The organism is Rufibacter latericius (assembly GCF_003721515.1).
Classification (GTDB): Bacteria; Bacteroidota; Bacteroidia; order Cytophagales; family Hymenobacteraceae; genus Nibribacter; species Nibribacter latericius.
Genome location: NZ_RJJD01000008.1, coordinates 878,765 through 895,720 on the forward strand (window position 1 = coordinate 878,765; position 16,956 = coordinate 895,720).

At 48.3% G+C, this 16,956-nt stretch carries 11 protein-coding genes and 2 tRNA genes; 7 read left to right on the forward strand and 6 right to left on the reverse strand.

Going from position 1 to position 16,956, the window contains the following annotated elements; translation table 11 throughout:
- Positions 1-527: 527 nt before the first annotated feature.
- Both EFB08_RS15670 and EFB08_RS15675 read left to right on the forward strand, forming a co-directional pair.
- Complete coding sequence (locus EFB08_RS15670) at positions 528-2,069, forward strand: alpha-N-arabinofuranosidase (RefSeq protein WP_123127863.1); 1,542 nt, start codon at positions 528-530, stop codon at positions 2,067-2,069.
- Positions 2,070-2,291: 222 nt separating this feature from the next.
- Positions 2,292-3,305 (forward strand): glycoside hydrolase family 43 protein, encoded by a 1,014-nt coding sequence (locus tag EFB08_RS15675; protein WP_123127864.1) that lies wholly within the window; start codon positions 2,292-2,294, stop codon positions 3,303-3,305.
- A gap of 108 nt (positions 3,306-3,413) precedes the next feature.
- Here the strand turns inward: EFB08_RS15675 and EFB08_RS15680 are convergent, their stop codons facing one another.
- Positions 3,414-4,172, reverse strand: a complete 759-nt coding sequence (locus EFB08_RS15680) for a sterol desaturase family protein (protein WP_123127865.1) — start codon at positions 4,170-4,172, stop codon at positions 3,414-3,416.
- A gap of 364 nt (positions 4,173-4,536) precedes the next feature.
- Here EFB08_RS15680 and EFB08_RS15685 point away from each other — a divergent pair, with 364 nt between their 5' ends.
- The 4 genes from EFB08_RS15685 to EFB08_RS15700 all read left to right on the forward strand — a co-directional run bounded on the left by EFB08_RS15685 (position 4,537) and on the right by EFB08_RS15700 (position 11,026).
- Complete coding sequence (locus EFB08_RS15685) at positions 4,537-7,458, forward strand: PAS domain S-box protein (RefSeq protein WP_123127866.1); 2,922 nt, start codon at positions 4,537-4,539, stop codon at positions 7,456-7,458.
- Positions 7,459-7,875: 417 nt separating this feature from the next.
- Positions 7,876-8,736, forward strand: a complete 861-nt coding sequence (locus EFB08_RS15690) for a hypothetical protein (RefSeq protein WP_125077754.1) — start codon at positions 7,876-7,878, stop codon at positions 8,734-8,736.
- A gap of 741 nt (positions 8,737-9,477) precedes the next feature.
- Positions 9,478-9,909: a hypothetical protein gene (locus EFB08_RS15695; protein ID WP_125077755.1), complete on the forward strand. Its 432-nt coding sequence runs from the start codon at positions 9,478-9,480 to the stop codon at positions 9,907-9,909.
- On the forward strand, positions 9,881-11,026 hold the full coding sequence (locus tag EFB08_RS15700; protein ID WP_123127869.1) for a hypothetical protein: 1,146 nt from the start codon (positions 9,881-9,883) through the stop codon (positions 11,024-11,026). Before EFB08_RS15695 ends, EFB08_RS15700 begins: the two co-directional genes overlap by 29 nt.
- A gap of 155 nt (positions 11,027-11,181) precedes the next feature.
- Here EFB08_RS15700 and EFB08_RS15705 read toward each other — a convergent pair.
- From EFB08_RS15705 to mutS, 3 genes are all read right to left on the reverse strand, one after another.
- A tRNA-Leu gene (locus EFB08_RS15705) sits at positions 11,182-11,265 on the reverse strand.
- A gap of 74 nt (positions 11,266-11,339) precedes the next feature.
- A tRNA-Gly gene (locus EFB08_RS15710) sits at positions 11,340-11,412 on the reverse strand.
- Between the two features lie 498 nt (positions 11,413-11,910).
- A complete protein-coding gene (mutS, locus tag EFB08_RS15715; RefSeq protein WP_123127986.1) occupies positions 11,911-14,508 on the reverse strand; it encodes a DNA mismatch repair protein MutS in 2,598 nt (865 codons plus the stop codon).
- Positions 14,509-14,803: 295 nt separating this feature from the next.
- On the opposite strand from mutS, the gene EFB08_RS15720 reads away from it, so the two are divergent.
- Entirely contained in the window at positions 14,804-15,349 is a 546-nt protein-coding gene (locus EFB08_RS15720) for an RNA methyltransferase (RefSeq protein WP_123127870.1), read from the forward strand.
- Between the two features lie 103 nt (positions 15,350-15,452).
- Here the strand turns inward: EFB08_RS15720 and EFB08_RS15725 are convergent, their stop codons facing one another.
- Positions 15,453-15,845 (reverse strand): hypothetical protein, encoded by a 393-nt coding sequence (locus EFB08_RS15725; protein WP_123127871.1) that lies wholly within the window; start codon positions 15,843-15,845, stop codon positions 15,453-15,455.
- Between the two features lie 90 nt (positions 15,846-15,935).
- Positions 15,936-16,565, reverse strand: a complete 630-nt coding sequence (locus tag EFB08_RS15730; RefSeq protein ID WP_165864917.1) for a tetratricopeptide repeat protein — start codon at positions 16,563-16,565, stop codon at positions 15,936-15,938.
- Positions 16,566-16,956: the final 391 nt, after the last annotated feature.

Genomic DNA, 16,956 nt, shown 5'->3' on the forward strand with positions numbered 1-16,956 from the left:
AAATTTTCATAAATGTAGAAGCCTAATATTTTTTTCGCAACTAAAAAGGAGAATTTATTTTCTAAAGTGCCATTTTGACAATTAAAGCACTTTTAACTGGGAATTGGAGTTCTTATACCCTACCAAAAGGAGCTATCATTAGGGAGACAACTTGCATCATTAAGGCAATTACCCCTCTATCATTGAAAGGAGACTGCACATGGGCAATCACTGGTGATGGACATCTATTCAGAGGGAATACCTCCAATATACATGATAGATATAGAGCATCAAGCACTCCCACATTAGTCTGAAGCTTTACTTACCGGGTAAAAACCCCTTCTTCCTCCATCCTATCGGCAGAACTTCAGCCTTAACTTCCTCACTAATGCTCCTTTTGGGAGGACGCTTTCAGAATTTTAGGTAAACTTAAAAATTTTGGTTGTATAAATGTAATAAATACACTTATATTTATTGCAAATTTAACGACTAAAATTCCTTCATTTTCAAATTGTCACAGCAAAGCCCTACTCAAACCCCTTTCAAGTATGAAGAACGCAATCTTTAGCTTTTTACTTCTTTTGAGCACCGTGTGTTCTTATGGACAGAACACTGCCACCCTTACGGTGCCCGCCAAGTCAGACAGAATCATTAGCCGTCAAATCTATGGGCATTTTGCAGAACACTTAGGAAGATGCATTTATGGGGGCTTCTATGTGGGCGAGAACAACACCAAAATCCCGAATACTGCCGGCATAAGACATGATGTGGTAGATGCATTAAAGAAATTGAAAGTTCCCAACCTACGTTGGCCAGGCGGTTGCTTCGCCGACACTTACCATTGGAAAGACGGTATTGGCCCCAAAGATCAACGGCCTACCATTGTGAATACCTGGTGGGGAGGCGTTACCGAGAACAACAGCTTCGGGACGCATGATTTCCTGAACATGTGCGAATTGCTGGGCACCGAGCCTTACCTGGCCGGAAACATGGCCACAGGTCAGGTGCAAGAACTGGCCGACTGGGTGCAGTACACCAACTTTGCCGGCGTAAGCCCTATGTCTAAGCTCCGGAGAGAAAACGGCCGCGACAAACCTTGGAAAGTGAAGTACTGGGGAATTGGCAATGAGGCCTGGGGTTGCGGTGGCAACATGACCGCCGAGTATTACGCCAATGAATACCGTAAATACGCCACCTTCGTGTCTGACTGGACCAACTCCGGTGGCTTGTTCCGGATTGCCTCCGGCGCTAACTCCGCTGACTACAACTGGACTGAGACTCTGATGAAGGTTATCCCTAAGAACCTGATTGAGGGGGTTGCCCTGCACCACTATTCCGTCATCAACTGGGACAAGAAAGGCCCATCTGTGAAGTTCAATGAGCAGCAGTATTTCTCCACCATGAAGAGCGCCCTGTTTATGGATGAATTGATCCAGAAGCACTCTGCCATTATGGACAAGTACGATCCAGAGAAAAAGGTGGCCTTAGTAGTAGATGAGTGGGGCGGCTGGTACGAGGTGGAACCAGGCACCAACCCAGGCTTCCTGTACCAACAGAATACCATGCGCGACGCCATGATTGCCGGTTCTACGCTAAACATCTTCAACAACCACTCAGACCGTGTGCGCATGGCCAACTTGGCGCAGGCCATCAACGTGCTGCAGGCCGTGATCCTCACCGATGAGGAGAAGATGATTTTGACGCCAACATACCACGTAATGGAGATGTACAACGTGCACCAGGACGCCACGTACCTGCCGCTTACCGTGAAAAGCACAGACTACACCCTGGGCAATGAGAAGTTGACTGCGGTGAATGGCTCCGCCTCCAGAGACAAGAATGGGGTAACACACGTGTCTTTGGTGAACATCGACCCGAAGAAGAAACAAGAGGTTTCCATTGACATTGAAGGAGCTACCTACAAATCGGTTTCCGGACGTGTGCTGGCCTCCAAAACCCTACAGGACCACAACTCCTTTGAAAAACCTGATCTTATCAAACCAGCCACCTTCAAAGGCGCGAAACTGAAAGGCAAAACCTTACAGGTAGAGCTTCCGCCGTTCTCTGTGGTGGTGCTGGAAATGAAGTAAGCAGAAGCAAGCCTGACCAGCGGCAAATCAACGGTGCTGGTCAGGCTTGCTCTTTTCAGGCCTCTCCCTGATCTAACTAATTGGGCTTTCTGCTGTTTTAGACCGATTTCTTCAAAACGAACCCAAAGCCGCCGCTTCTCCCTTCGCCGATTTTGCCTTGCTTTCAGGAAAACAGGCCTAAAACATTGCCTTTCGCTTTTCTTCACCTTGAGTTTCATCTGAATGAAAAACATTCTCAGCTTTCTTCCTTCTTTCAATAAAGCAACCTGGCTTGGCGCCGCACTGATTGGCTGCCTGACGGGCACAACACAGGCCTCAACCTCAAGTCCTGCCGATACCACCTTCAAAGCCTCGGGCAACCCAGTTATCCGGCATAAGTACACCGCTGACCCGGCGGCTCTTGTGCACCAAGGAAAAGTGTATCTGTACGCGGGGTTTGACGAGGCTCCGGCCCGGCGCGAAGGCTATGTAATGAATGACTGGCTTGTTTTCTCCTCGCCGGATATGGTGACCTGGACCGAGCACTCCGTTCCCTTACGCGCGAAGGATTTCACCTGGGCCAAAGGTGAGGCCTGGGCTTCGCATGTGGTGGAGCGTGACGGCAAGTTCTACTGGTTTTCCACGGTGGAGCACGCCACAATACCGGGCAAAGCCATTGGCGTAGCGGTGGCCGATAGCCCTATTGGTCCCTTCAAAGACGCCCGCGGATCGGCCCTTATCACCAATGACATGACCACCGATATCAAGATAGGTTGGGATGACATTGACCCGGCGGTGTTCATAGATGACAATGGCCAGGCGTATATCTACTGGGGAAACACCACCCTGCATTATGCCAAGCTTAAGAAGAACATGACCGAGCTGGATGGCCCCATCAAGACCATCAAACTTCCTAACTTCACCGAGGCTCCCTGGGTACACAAGCACAATGGCTGGTATTATCTTTCCTACGCCTACCAGTTCCCCGAGAAGACCGCCTACGCCATGAGCAAAAGCCCTGAGGGACCATGGGAGTACAAAGGAATTTTGAACGAACTGGCCGGAAACTCCAACACCAACCACCAGGCCATCATTGAATTCAAAGGCAGGTCCTATTTCATTTACCACAACGGGGCCATTCAACCAGACGGTGGAAGTTTCCGGCGCTCGGTCTGCATTGATTACCTGGATTACAACAAAGACGGAACCATGAAACGCGTGGTCATGACCTCAGAAGGGGTGAAACAAGCCAAATAGATTCCTTTGGGCTGAGATGTAACAAGAACCATTTTAAGCCCATTTTCATGAAAACGGCATAAAAAAGCCTCGCAGGTAAACTGCGAGGCTTTTTCTATCTACCCAAACCTAGGGCTGCTTTCCGGGGCTTACCAGTTTAGCCAGGGTCTCGTCATATTTTAAGTGGGTGGTCCCCAACCATTCATCCCAAAACCGAAAATACAGACCGTAGTTGCCTTTGAAGTACTTGTGGTGCATGTTATGGTTGGTAGAAGTGTTCAGCCATTTGCCCACCGCGCTGTTGACAAGCCAGCGGGGGTAAATCTCGTAGCCCAGGTGCCCATACACGTTGTAAACCGTCATCAGGAACAGGAACACCACAATGGCCAGCGGATGGATGGGAATGAGCAAAGCCACCACAAAGATGATCGCGCCCTCTACCAAGGCCTCCAGCGGACTGAACGAGAACGCTGCCCAAGGCGAGGGATTCACCGATTTATGGTGGGTTAAATGAAACGGTTTAAACAGCCTGGGATGGTGCATGAGCCGGTGTGTCCAGTAGAAGTAGGCATCATGGATGATCAGGGCCAGCACCACACTCAAAAAGAAATACCCCCACCCATACTCTGAGACATTGGTATAGACCTGCGTGTGCGGCAAGACAAACTCAGAGGAAAGCACAACCCCATACAGGGCAAACACCACAAACGTGAAAAAAGAATACCCTACCTCCCGCGCGTAATCCTTACGTTTAGGAAACAGCGCCTGTATTTTGCGCCGGGAAAATTTCTGGGGAAAGAAAATATAAAATATCAGGAACGCGAGCCCCGCAATGAACAGGTAGCGGACCGCCAACACAACATAAAAAAGCCAAAACTGTGCATTCATATCAGATTGCAAATGGTGAATCCCGGAGGGTTAATGTAATTCGTCCTTCTTCTGATAAAACATTCTAAGGAAGGAAATTAGTTTACGTCTGAACCCAGGAGCATATAATTTTGGTTTCTTTTTCAATGCATTCAGCTGGTATTGGAGCCACAATATACCATTACACCAAGAATAGCGTTAATTTTGATATTGTAAAACAGACACTTAGCTAGCTTTAACCAAAACCAGGCTATACCAGATAATAATTCAATTAAAGTACAACCTTTGCCTTTACCTATTCAGGATAGAATAGAAATATAATTATTCAAATCGCCTTCTCTTATTCTATTTTATCCTATATTAAATTCCTATTTGCTTCTCGGCCATGCCTATTCAACGCACCCTGTTCGGAGTTTTTCTTGCCGCTTTTCTGAGTCTGGTTTTCTTCACGGCCATGGTTTACTTCAATCTTCAGGAGACCGCGGCCATTGACCAGCAGGAGAAAGTCTCTTTGCGGGCTTTGAAATCCATTGAAGGACTTTACGGCAGCCTCCAGGATATGGAAGAGGGCGCTTCTTCTTATCTATCCACCGGCCAACGAGCGTCCTTTCTCCAATACCAATCGGCTTTGCCGCACTACCCGCAACACCTCAGGGACCTGCAACAAGCCGGGGTAACAGACACACAGGAAAAAAGTCAACTAAAGGAATTATCGGCCAAAATAGAAGCTTTCTCCAAGGTTGCGGCAACTAACATAGGAAAGATTAACGCCGCTCCCGCTGCTCGGCTCCAGGCAAGCGAGCAACTGAAAAACCAATTGGCTTCCATCCGGTTGCTGGTGCACCAGGTGGAGGAAAAAGAGAGAGGCAAACTCCATTTCGCCGATGAGGAATCTGCCGTTAAGTCTGAGCAGATGTTTTCCACTTTTTTGGCCTTCTCTGCGTTCATGTTCTTCTTTTTCAGCACTACCTACCTGTTTATCAACCGCAACCTGGCCAACAGAGCCAAGGCGGCAAAAATCCTGAAGGAAAAAGAACAGCTCTTTTCGGGTCTTTTCTACAAAAGCCCCATTATGCTGTCATTGGTAGAGGCTTCCTCCGGAAAAATTTTGGACGCCAATGAGATGGCCCTTCAGTTTTTTGGCCATTCCCGCGAGCAGGTCATCGGAAAGAAGGCAGAAGACCTGGATATCTTTGTGGACTCCACCTTCCGGCAGCGCTTGTTTGACCAACTTAAGCGCGACCAGAAAGTGGCAGGCATGGAGACCCAGCTGAAAACAGGGGAAGGCGGCCTCAGAAACGTGGTGTACAACATTGAGCAGGTTTTCCTGAACAACAAAAAATGTTTTGTGCTGGCCTTTGAAGACATCACAGACCGGAAGTTGGCAGAGAAAAAGCTAAAGGAGAATGAAGCCCTCTTCTCTCAGATTTTCTACAAGAGCCCTGTCATGAAATCCATCTCAGAGGCTGATACCGGTATTTACATGGAAGTCAATGACAACTACTCACAGTTCTTCGGCTATGAGAAAGAAGAGTTGATTGGCAAAACCAGCATGGATCTGAACCTTTGGAAAAACCCTGAGGACCGTTCCTCTCTGATCAGGCAACTGCGGGAGAAAGGCGCCCTCAGGTCTCTGGAGATGGAAGCCCGAACCAAAAACGGGGAAATGCGCCATATCTCCACCCACGCCGACCTGGTGAAACTGGACGGAAAGGAATGCCTGGTCACGGCCCTGGTAGACATCACCGAAAAGAAAGAGGCAGACGACCTGGTCAAGAACCTCAACATCTCCCTGAAAAAGAGCGTGGCCGAGCGGATCAAGGAAATCTCAGACTACAAATACGCGCTGGACCAGTCTGCCATTGTCACGATCACGAATACGGCCGGCATTTTTCTGTACGCTAACGACAACTGCTGCGCTATCTCCGGCTACACCCGAGAGGAACTGATAGGCCAGCACTACCGCATCACCGATGCCGGTTACCATTCAGAGGCTTTCTTTGAAGAGATGGAGCGCACCCTTGCCAGCGGCAGAATCTGGAAAGGCGAGCTCAAAACCAAATCGAAAAACGGCACTTACTACTGGACCGAGACCACCATTGTGCCTATTCTGGACGCTTCCGGGGTTCCGCACCAGTGCCTGTCCATCCGGTGGGACATTACCCCCAAGAAAGACACCGAAGCCGCACTGCTACGGGCTTTTGAGGAACTGGAGAAAAGCTCCACCAGCCTTAAGGAAGCCCAGGCCCTTTCTCACCTGGGAAGCTGGGATTATGACCATAACACGCTGGAGGGACTATGGTCTGACGAGATGTACCAGATCTTAGGCACTACTCCCGCCCAAACTAAGGCTGGCCTGGCCTCTTTCCTTTCTTTTGTGCACCCAGAAGACAAAGCCGAGGTAGAAGAGCTGGTGCAGACTCCTTTTCTCTCGCTTGAGGGATCTTGTCAATTCCCCTGCCGGGTGGTTCGCGAAGACGGCAGCATCAGGTATCTGCTCAATGAGTACAAGGTAAAGCCAGATTCCAAAGGGGACACCCACCAGCTTATGGGCATCACCCACGATATCACCAAAGAACGGCTGGCTCAGTTGGAGAAAGAGCGCATCACCTCAGACCTGCTCCAGCGCAACAAAGACCTGGAGCAGTTCGCCTACATCGTATCGCATAACCTTCGGGCCCCGGTGGCCAACATCATCGGGCTTTCTGACCTTTTAAAGACTGTTTCCCCAGAAACACCCCTTTTTGAGAAGTCCATGCAGGGGCTTAAGATCTCGGTAGACAAGCTGGACAACGTCATCAATGACTTGAACAATGTCCTGCAGATCAGGCGGGAGGTTAACGAGCGGAAGGAACAGGTGGACTTACAGCAACTGGTAGAGGACATCAAGTCCATGACCTCGGGCTTACTGGCCAAGGAAAACGTGACCATCCGGACGGACTTTTCTGACCTGGACCAGATCTACACCATTAAAAGTTATTTACACAGCATTTTCACCAACCTGATCTCCAACAGCATTAAGTACAGGCAAGCCCACCAGGTACCCGCCATCGAGATTCAGGCCCATCAAAAAGACGGCAAAAGCATCATCACCTTCCGTGACAACGGCTTGGGCATTGACCTGAAAGCACACCAGAACAAGATCTTTGGCCTCTACAAGCGCTTCCATTTCCATACCGATGGAAAAGGGATGGGCCTCTTCATGGTAAAAACCCAGGTAGAAGCCCTAGGAGGCAGAATACATGTTCAAAGCCAAGTGAACCAGGGCACCGAATTCTCCATTGAATTTGGCGAAGCACACGCCTGATTCCTTCTTACATTGACTTGCCGCCTATTAACGTAGGACTGTTTTCAGGCTTTATTTCTAAAAAGGGCCTGAAAACCCTCACTGCCTGGCAACCCTGTTTTAGAGCAAGCGAGGGAATAGAACAGGAAAGCCCTTGACTTACTACTTAATAATGGCAAGTAACCTTGTATGGGCAAGCAATTTTCTGCGTTCTTGTAGCACAGATCTTACCGTGGAGATTGATATCATTCTTATAGTTTATTGGATTTCAGATAATCTGCTTTAACTTACCAACCCAAGCACTGCTATTAACTGCCCCGGAAAATCTAAGCATAAAGCGGTTTTCCACCTCATTTCAAAAATTCAGGCTTAAAACGAAACTCCCCTGAGGCTGATTCCGTGCAGGTATTCTTTGTTTTTACCCACAAAGGCTTTCCCATGAAAACATTCCTCTTTCTTGATTTCTTCTTCTCCTTACTACTGGGATTAGCGGGCTGCGGCAAGACCGAGGAAACCATCACTCCGGATCTTACCCAGGAGGTAGCTCCGGTGAAGAAACCTGTTGTACCGCTCATCTCGGAAGCATCCGGCATTGCCGACAGCAAGACGATACCCGGACACCTTTGGGTACAGGAAGACAGTGGAAATCCTGCTCAATTGTATCTGCTAAAACATGACGGCACCGTTTCAAAGAAGGTTTTCATAAAAGGGGCCCGAAACCGCGATTGGGAAGACATGGCGTTGCACGATGGCCAGGTATACCTCGCTGACATAGGAGACAATAACAGAACCGTTAAGGAATACTTTATCTACCATTTCCCGGAACCCTCCCGTGCTACGGATACCGTTCAGAATGTCTCTGTTATCCGGTTCCAATATCCAGACGGGTCGCATGACGCTGAGGCTTTTCTCATCGATCCCAAAACGAAAGATATTCTCCTTTTTACCAAGACAGATACGCTCTCCAGAATCTACAAAATAACGCACCCTTTCTCCTCTACTTCACTCAATTCGGCTAAACTGGTGGGCAACCTCCCTTATTCGTATGTGGTCAGTGCAACCCTTGCTCCTAACGGTAAAGAAGCCCTTGTTAAGACGTATGGCGCACTTTATCATTACAACCAAAAAGCAAATGAGCCTCTGGAAGAGTACCTTTTAAAGGATTTTGAGACCTGGCCTTATTCCATTGAACCCCAGGGAGAGGCCGTAACTTTCGCGGCGGCAGATTCTGGGTACTTTACCTTAAGCGAGAAAGGCTTGGCCTCAGCCGTGAATCTTTACTTCTACAAGAAAAACTAGCTCTACTTCATCTTCAAGCCTTTCCTTGTGCCTTGGCTTCCTCACTCCCGGAAAAAAGCATCTTTCAACATCTATATATAGTACAATTAAACCTTTCACAACATACAAGGTACATACTATTTAGCACCATTTATAGCAGATTCTCAGAAACAGCCCTTAATTGGCTTTATTGGATTGTAATTTCAAGACAAACTCATGTTTTATTTTCTATTTACCTTACAATAAGAAGGTTACAACTTATATTTTTTTGGGAGGTTTTTCAACTTTTTAACTTAAAATTGAATTTATAAAACATTTTATTTAAGTTTACGCATAATCAATCCTAAAACCCTTACACAAATCCTGAATATTACAGAGTAAGCTTCTTGATTCAATATAATTCAAAGCAAAAAATACTACTGGGTTCTTTCTATCAGATTCTATCCTGAGCCTAAATCCTGCTTGCTATGAAAAAACTTCAGATCCATACCTTTCGGCCCCTTTAGGAGCCCAACAGACAAAGACAGAGGTCAATCCTTTGCTTAAACCAGTCCATTACCTCATGCGCTTCCTTCATTTACAAGGTCCTTTGCTTCCTTGTGAATTGTTTCACACTTCCTGCGGCGTCAGAATACCAATCTTATAAGATGAGATACTTGTATGTTCTCCTTAAGATTCACTATTGCTCTCTTAGCCATCCTTCTTGTCCCTTATTTCCTTCGGGCAAAATATGGCATTGCTTTAGAACCTTATCCGGCGGTAATGCTCCCCTCTGGTTCTGGCAAAGTTGATGTAAACAAACATGAAACCAAGGTAAGGATCACCACCTTGTTTGCCAGGAACACAACCGGGAACTGGCGCACCGTAGATAACGTGCGTCTGCTTCATCCAATCCCTATCCAATACCTCAGCCCCATTTTGTCCAAGGAATTCGGCCTGAAAGAGAATGCCGGAGCCATCAGGCCCGGAATTCAATCTCATCTAGCCGCCAAACTTAGCACTTTGTGGGCCAAAGACGTGGCTGAACAAGACCAAAAGGAGGTAAAGGCATGGCTCAGAGGAAAGTTAAAGGAACAGAACCTGGATGGGCCGCTGCTTAAGGTTGTGCAAACCGAAGAAATCATTTCTATCCCCGATGGCCTGAAACTTAACGAAACTGTTATCTATGCAAACACTCTACGCCTGGATCAATAAAGTAAACGCGCTTTTTTGGGAAAGAATCTGCCGGTCTACCACTCCTGAAAATGTAAAATCCTTGAGCGCCTTCCGGATTGTAGTAGGCTTTTTCCTGCTGGCCGGGTATGTACCTAATTTCAGTTGGATAGCAGCAGCCCCACAAGCTCTTTTTACCCCGCCCCTGTTTAGCCTGGCTACCCTTTTTGATGGGTTTCCCGGTCATTCCTTCTTTTATGTCCTGGATGGCATTGTGCTGCTTAGTCTGGTTTGCGTCATCTTGGGGATAAAGGCAAGAGCCTCCACGTTGGTTTTCCTAGCCGCGTGTTTGGTGGGTTTAAATTTCAACTTCTCCTTCGGGAAAATAGACCATTCTATCCTGATTTATGCTTTGCTGCTTTGCATGGCTTTTTCGGGCTGGGGGAAACACTTAGCGCTTTGGCCAGACAAAGAATCGAGGGTAGATTCTCCTTCCAAAAGCCTGTCTTTGCTCAGCATCTTACTTTGCTTTGCCATGTTTTCGGCAGGATTTGAAAAAGCGATCAGTTGGCTTGACCTTGACCCTACCCAAAATGGCTTTATGGGATGGTTTAGGGACGGGTATTACACCCTTGACCGGCATTACTTACTGGCTCGCTATGTCAATTATTTTCCGCCCGCATTACTGGAAATTTTTGACTATACCGCCGTGGTTTTTGAGTTGTCTCCTCTCTTTTTTCTCCTACACTCCCGAAAAGCCTGGCGACTCTGGTTGTTAGTTGCCTGCATTTTCCACGTTACCAATACCTTCCTGCTCAACATCCCTTTTATGGCCAATAGCATGGTGTACCTGGCCTTTACAGACTTCACCTGGCTATACGAGAGGTTCACCATCGCCTTTACCCGTCTTTATGTGAAAGCCTTAGCGGCGGCCACCATTCTGGTATTGTTTCTGATGAGAGCGAAGGAAGCCTTTATCGTAAACCCATCGGCTTCTTACCTATCCCCCACTGACAAGATTGAACTGAAACTCTATCTTGGCCTACTCCTCTGGACAATTGCTATTACTTTGCTAGCCAGAAGTATCCTCCGCCAGACAACCCCTCCAGAACAAAAACCTCAGAAAGCGATTGATCCTGTTCTGGAAGTACAGTTTTGAAATAGCAGAAGAAGTACTTGGGTTTATTGGCCCTTTCTAAACAGATAGCCCTAGTTGGTTTAAGGAAACCTTTCCGAAAACATAAATACGGAAGGACTGTAAAAACAAAAGCCCTTGTGAATACTAATTCACAAGGGCTTTTGTTTTTACTTAAGTACCAGGAGCGGGAATCGAACCCGCACGACCTAATGGTCACAAGATTTTAAGTCTTGCGTGTCTACCAGTTCCACCATCCCGGCGACCTCACCTCCCGAGGGAAATGAAATAGGCAGATAAAGAAAAGACGTTACCGAGGTAACGTCTTTTATCTTTGAGCGAAAGACGGGGTTCGAACCCGCGACCTCGACCTTGGCAAGGTCGCGCTCTACCAACTGAGCTACTTTCGCGTTTTCTAATTCGCTGTTTGAATTAGTGATACAAAGGTAAGCACAAAAATCACGAAGTCAAGTAATGGCTTAAAAAAAATCTTTCCTGATAGGTAATCTTTCTGAGAATCAGGGAGAAAATTTTTCAAAGAAAAGGCTCTCTTTTCATTTCAAGGCCATTTTCTGGAAAACAATTCCGAAAGAGCACTGCTTCCGCTGGACGAATTGAAGCAGAAAGCAGGAAAAGAACAGCCCTCATTCCCTTTTTTGCCTCTCACCTTGTTGCCCAGGCCCGTTTTCCCGTAAGCTCTTCGAAGAGATCATAAACCATTGCGTTTCTTGATTACGCTGAAAGACTCAGGAACTGAGAAGCTGCGCCTAAGTCTTACCATGAAATTCCGCCAACCCGCATAGTAAAGAAGAATCCGTTTAGGGGCTGGTTTAGACAAATAAGCCCCTAAACGGATTTCAAGCAGACTTTAACTCCGGACTCAAATCCCAAGACTCAGAACTTCCCTATTACACTTTCTCCTTTTTGCCGTCAACCAGCATTTTCAGTTCATTCAGTTTCAGGAGCGCTTCTACCGGGGTGATGGTATTGATGTCAAGTTTCTCAAACATCTCTTTGATACGCACCAACTGTGGGTCGTTGAGCTCAAACATGCTGAGCTGGTACGGTTGCTTGGGTAAAGTTTTCAGGGTTTCCTGTGGGTCTTGGTGCGGATGCGCGATCTTCTCCTGCTCCAGGTGGTGCATGATTTCGTTGGCTCGAATCACAACGCTGTTGGGCATACCCGCCATCTGCGCCACCTGAATCCCGAAACTGTGGGCACTGCCGCCTTCCACCAGTTTGCGCATGAACAGGATCTTGCCGTTACTTTCCTTCACGCTCACGTTGTAGTTGCGCACACGGGGAAAATCCTCAGTAAGTTGGTTCAGTTCATGGTAGTGCGTGGCGAAAAGCGTTTTGGCCCTTCCCTTGGGTGCGTTGTGCAGGTGTTCCACAATAGCCCAGGCGATGGAAATACCGTCATAGGTGCTGGTCCCGCGCCCGATTTCGTCCATGAGCACCAGGCTACGGTCCGAGAGGTTGTTCAGGATACTCGCTGTTTCGGTCATTTCCACCATGAACGTACTCTCGCCCCGGCTCAGGTTGTCTGAAGCACCTACCCGGGTGAAGATTTTATCAATCACCCCGATCTGCGCCGCCTCGGCGGGCACGAAGGAGCCGATCTGCGCCATGAGCACAATCAAAGCGGTTTGCCGCAACAGCGCGCTTTTACCCGCCATGTTAGGTCCCGTGATGATGATCACCTGCTGGTCCTCGTTGTCCAACCGGATGTCATTGGGCACATAGCGTTCTCCCAAGGGTAGCTGTTTCTCAATCACCGGATGACGGCCTTGGGTGATGTTCAGGAGAGTGCTATCGTTCACCTCGGGCTTTACGTAGTTGTTCTGGGTAGCTAGCTGTGCGAAGTTGGCCAGGCAATCCAGCATGCCCAGCGCTTTGGCGTTTTGCTGGATCTGGGGCACAAACTCGGCGGCACTTAGCACCAGTTCGTTGAAGATGCGCTGCTCAATCACGTAAAGACGGTCTTCGGCGTGAAGGATTTTCTCCTCGTAGGTTTTCAGTTCCTCGGTGATGTATCGCTCGGCGTTCACTAAGGTCTGCTTCCGCATCCAGGAGCTGGGTACTTTATCTTTGTGCGCGTGCGTCACCTCCAAATAGTAGCCAAACACCTTATTGAAGGCAATTTTCAGCGACGAGATACCTGTGTTCTGAATCTCGCGCTGCTGAATCTGCAAGAGATAATCTTTACCCGAGAAAGCAATGGCCCGTAGTTCATCCAGCTCCTGGTCAATGCCGGTCTGCACCATGTTGCCCTGGTTCGTGAGCATGGGCGCATCTGGCTTGAGCGTTTTCTGGATTTCGTCCCGGATGGATTCGCAAGGCAGCAGTTGGTCTGACAGTTTCTGCAAGGCGGGCACACCACTCACCGCCAACAGCTCTTTGATGGGCAGGGTGGCCTCAAGTGCCCGCGCCAGTTGCAGCAGTTCCCGGGGGTTTATCCGGCGCACGGCCACCTTGGAAATCAGGCGCTCCAGGTCATTGATCTGCTTGAGGTAATGGTGGATGTCCTGCAACAGGTCCGGACGGGCTTGTAATGCCTCTACAGTATCTAGCCGGCGTTTGATCTGGGCCGAATCCTTGAGGGGCAACACCAGCCACTTACGGAGCAGGCGTCCGCCCATGGGTGTGATGGTATGGTCCAGCACGTCAATCAGGGGTACGCCCTCGGGGTGTTGGGGGTAGATCAGTTCCAGGTTACGCACCGTGAAACGATCCAGCCAAACGTATTTATCTTCTTCTAATCGGCCAAGGGCCGTGATGTGGCGCAAGTCATGGTGCTGGGTTTCGGCCAGGTAGTGCAGGATGGCTCCGGCAGCAGTGATGCCTTCGGTCAGGTTCTCTACCCCGAAACCTTTCAGGGAAGCGGTGTTGAACTGCTTAGTGAGACCTTCCAGCGCGAAATCATAGTTATACACCCATTCATCCAGGGCAAAATGGCAAATATCTGACCCGAAGGTCTGGAAGAACGATTCTTTTTTGCCTTTGCAGAAAAGCACCTCGGCCGGACTGAAGTTCTGCAGCAGTTTGGCCATGTACCCTTCATCGCCCTGGGCCAGCAGGAACTCGCCGGTAGAAGCATCCAGCAAGGCAATCCCCATCTGGCCTTTCCCAAAATGCAGCGAAGCCAGATAATTGTTGCGTTTCTGCTCCAGCACCTGGTCGTTGAACGACACGCCGGGCGTCACCAACTCGGTCACGCCTCGCTTCACAATGCCTTTCACCGTCTTGGGGTCTTCCAGCTGGTCACAGATGGCCACCCGCTGGCCGGCACGAACCAGTTTGGGCAGGTACGTATCCAGCGAGTGGTACGGAAATCCTGCCAAAGCGGTCTCAGACGCGGATCCGTTGCCTCGCTTGGTGAGCATGATGCCCAGGATCTTACTGGCCTTGATGGCGTCTTCGCCAAAGGTCTCGTAAAAGTCCCCTACCCTGAACAGCAGCAGCGCCCCGGGGTGTTTCGCCTTAATGGCGTTATATTGTTTCATCAGCGGCGTAGCGCTGAACTCTGCGGTTGTCTTAGCCAAAGCGTTCTAATGTGCTATTTTTTTAATGTGCCGATGTGCTGATCAGGAATCAGTATCTGCACCCTCCTTTTGTATGGAGGCCTTGTTTTTGGTCTGTTTTCTGGAAAACGGCTCCAAAACAGAATTCCTCTCTTCTTTCCTTCTAGTGCACAGGTTTTAGGGCTGATTTTCCTAAAGTAGGGCAAAAACACTCCTATGCCCGCAATGTGTTACCTTTGCAGGACATTCCGGCCCCCGGCCGATTACCTTTTCAACTATGCGTAAATTGAGCATGGAAGAACTCCGGCGCGATTCAGTGGAGGACTTCAAAAATAAGCAAAAAAATCCGTTGGTGTTGGTGCTGGATAACGTGCGCAGCCTGCACAATGTGGGCTCGGCCTTCAGGACCGCCGATGCCTTTGCCGTGGAGAAGATCTATCTGTGCGGCATCACGGGCACGCCGCCCAACAAAGAAATCCATAAAACCGCCTTGGGCGCCACAGAATCGGTAGAATGGGTGCATGTGCCGTCAACCCTGGAGGCTGTGGAAGGCCTGAAAGGCAGCGGCTATCAGGTTTGGGCGGTAGAGCAGGCCGAGGGCAGTACCTCTTTGTCAGACTTCAGCCCGGCCGCGGACGGAAAATACGCGTTTGTGTTCGGGAATGAGGTTTTTGGGGTGGAGGATGAGGTGATCAGAGCCGCTGATGGCATCCTGGAGATTCCGCAGTTCGGGACGAAGCACTCGCTCAACATCTCGGTGACGGTGGGCGTAGTTGTATGGGATGTGATCAGTAAAACGATAGCCCGGCCTGAGGCACTTTAACGCAGCATTGGTTTTAAGAGCCTTTTTCAAAAAAAACACCCATAAAAAAGAGAAGCCCGCTGTGAAAGCGGGCTTCTCTTTTTTATGGGCAAAGTGGGTTATCTTAGTTCTTTCCAGCTTTGGCTACTTCCTGCACCATAGACAAGAAATTTCCTTCTGGCTTGTTTTTGAAGTCTGAGTAGGCTTCTACCTGGCGGCTGTTCAGGACTTTGAACAATTCGCTTTCAAAGTTGCTTTCAATCTCCTTCAGGCGGGCATCACGCATCTCGGCATCGCTGCCGTACATTTTAGCGACTTCGGCAGCTTTCACCAGGCGCTCCTGGTTCAGGGCTTTTACCGTGATGTACTCACTCTCATTTAAACCGATGGATTGTACCATAAGGCGCGTCACTGAATTGCTCGTCTTCTCCACCGCGGGGTTAGAAGGACCATTTTGAGCAACTGCGTTCATCACCAACACAAATAAAAAGCCGAGAGTAAGTAAAGAATTTTTCATGATTGTCTGAGTTTGTTTGAATTTGTTAAAAGTTTAGTTTTAAGTATAAGCACCTTCAAGGGTGCAGGATTACGGTTTAAAGTTTAGTGCTTACATGCTGCGTTTCGCAATACGCTTCTGTAACCGATTAGTTGCCACCGATAGCGCATAGGTAGCTTCTACATGGTCTGGGTAATGAGTCAGGAAGAGCGTCAGGTCTGAAACGGCTTCTTCTAATTTATTCAGCTCCAGCTTCACGATTCCGCGGTTGCACAGAGCCCTGTTATGGGTGGGAGCCGTCAGAATCACTTCGTCTAGATCGCGGATGGCCCCGAAATGGTCGTCTAGGTAATATCTGGCTACTGCCCTGCCGTACAAAGACTCTGTAGAGGCTTCGTTGGTAAGCACCGCTTCAAAGTCTTTCAAGGCTTCTCTATAGGCCCCAACTTCCAGAAACGCATTCCCCCTAGCCTCCCGGATGCTGGTACTGTCTTCGGCACCTAAGACAAGCGCGATGGAATAGTCTTTAATGGCACCGTATGCATCTTTCACTTCCATTCTGGCGGATGCCCGCTCTGCATAAGCCCTCGCATTACCCGGCTGCTGCCTGATAAGCAGGGTCAGTTCTTTTATTCTAGTTTTAGAAACGGAGACCAATGAGGAAGGAAAATCAAAGGCAGATGCTTGCAGAGAAGCCACTACCAAAACCATCATGCATATTATCGCTCTCACCCGTTTCATCTTTCCTTTCGCGTTAAATCCTACCTTAAAAGCCATTCAGCATTCCACTAAATTTTCGGCCTCATTACTAGGTTGAAATACTTCAATTGTTTAATAGAATGTGACAAATATATAGCGGCAAAGAGGTTGCATGCAACTATTAATGGTAAAAAACACATTAAAAAATGAATTATTTTGTAAAAACCCCTTTTAAAGCGTTTAAACGCATATTTTTTGATGAAGATTTTTTCTGCTTTTCAGGAACTTTCCTCCAATTTTGAGGAAACCGGCCTCTTTATACCTCATAATGCAATCACAATAGTAACATAACCATATTGTCATAGCAATTTTCAAATGATAATTATACTTTTCAAAGCACAGACTTTTAAATCTTAGATAACAAACTACCTCC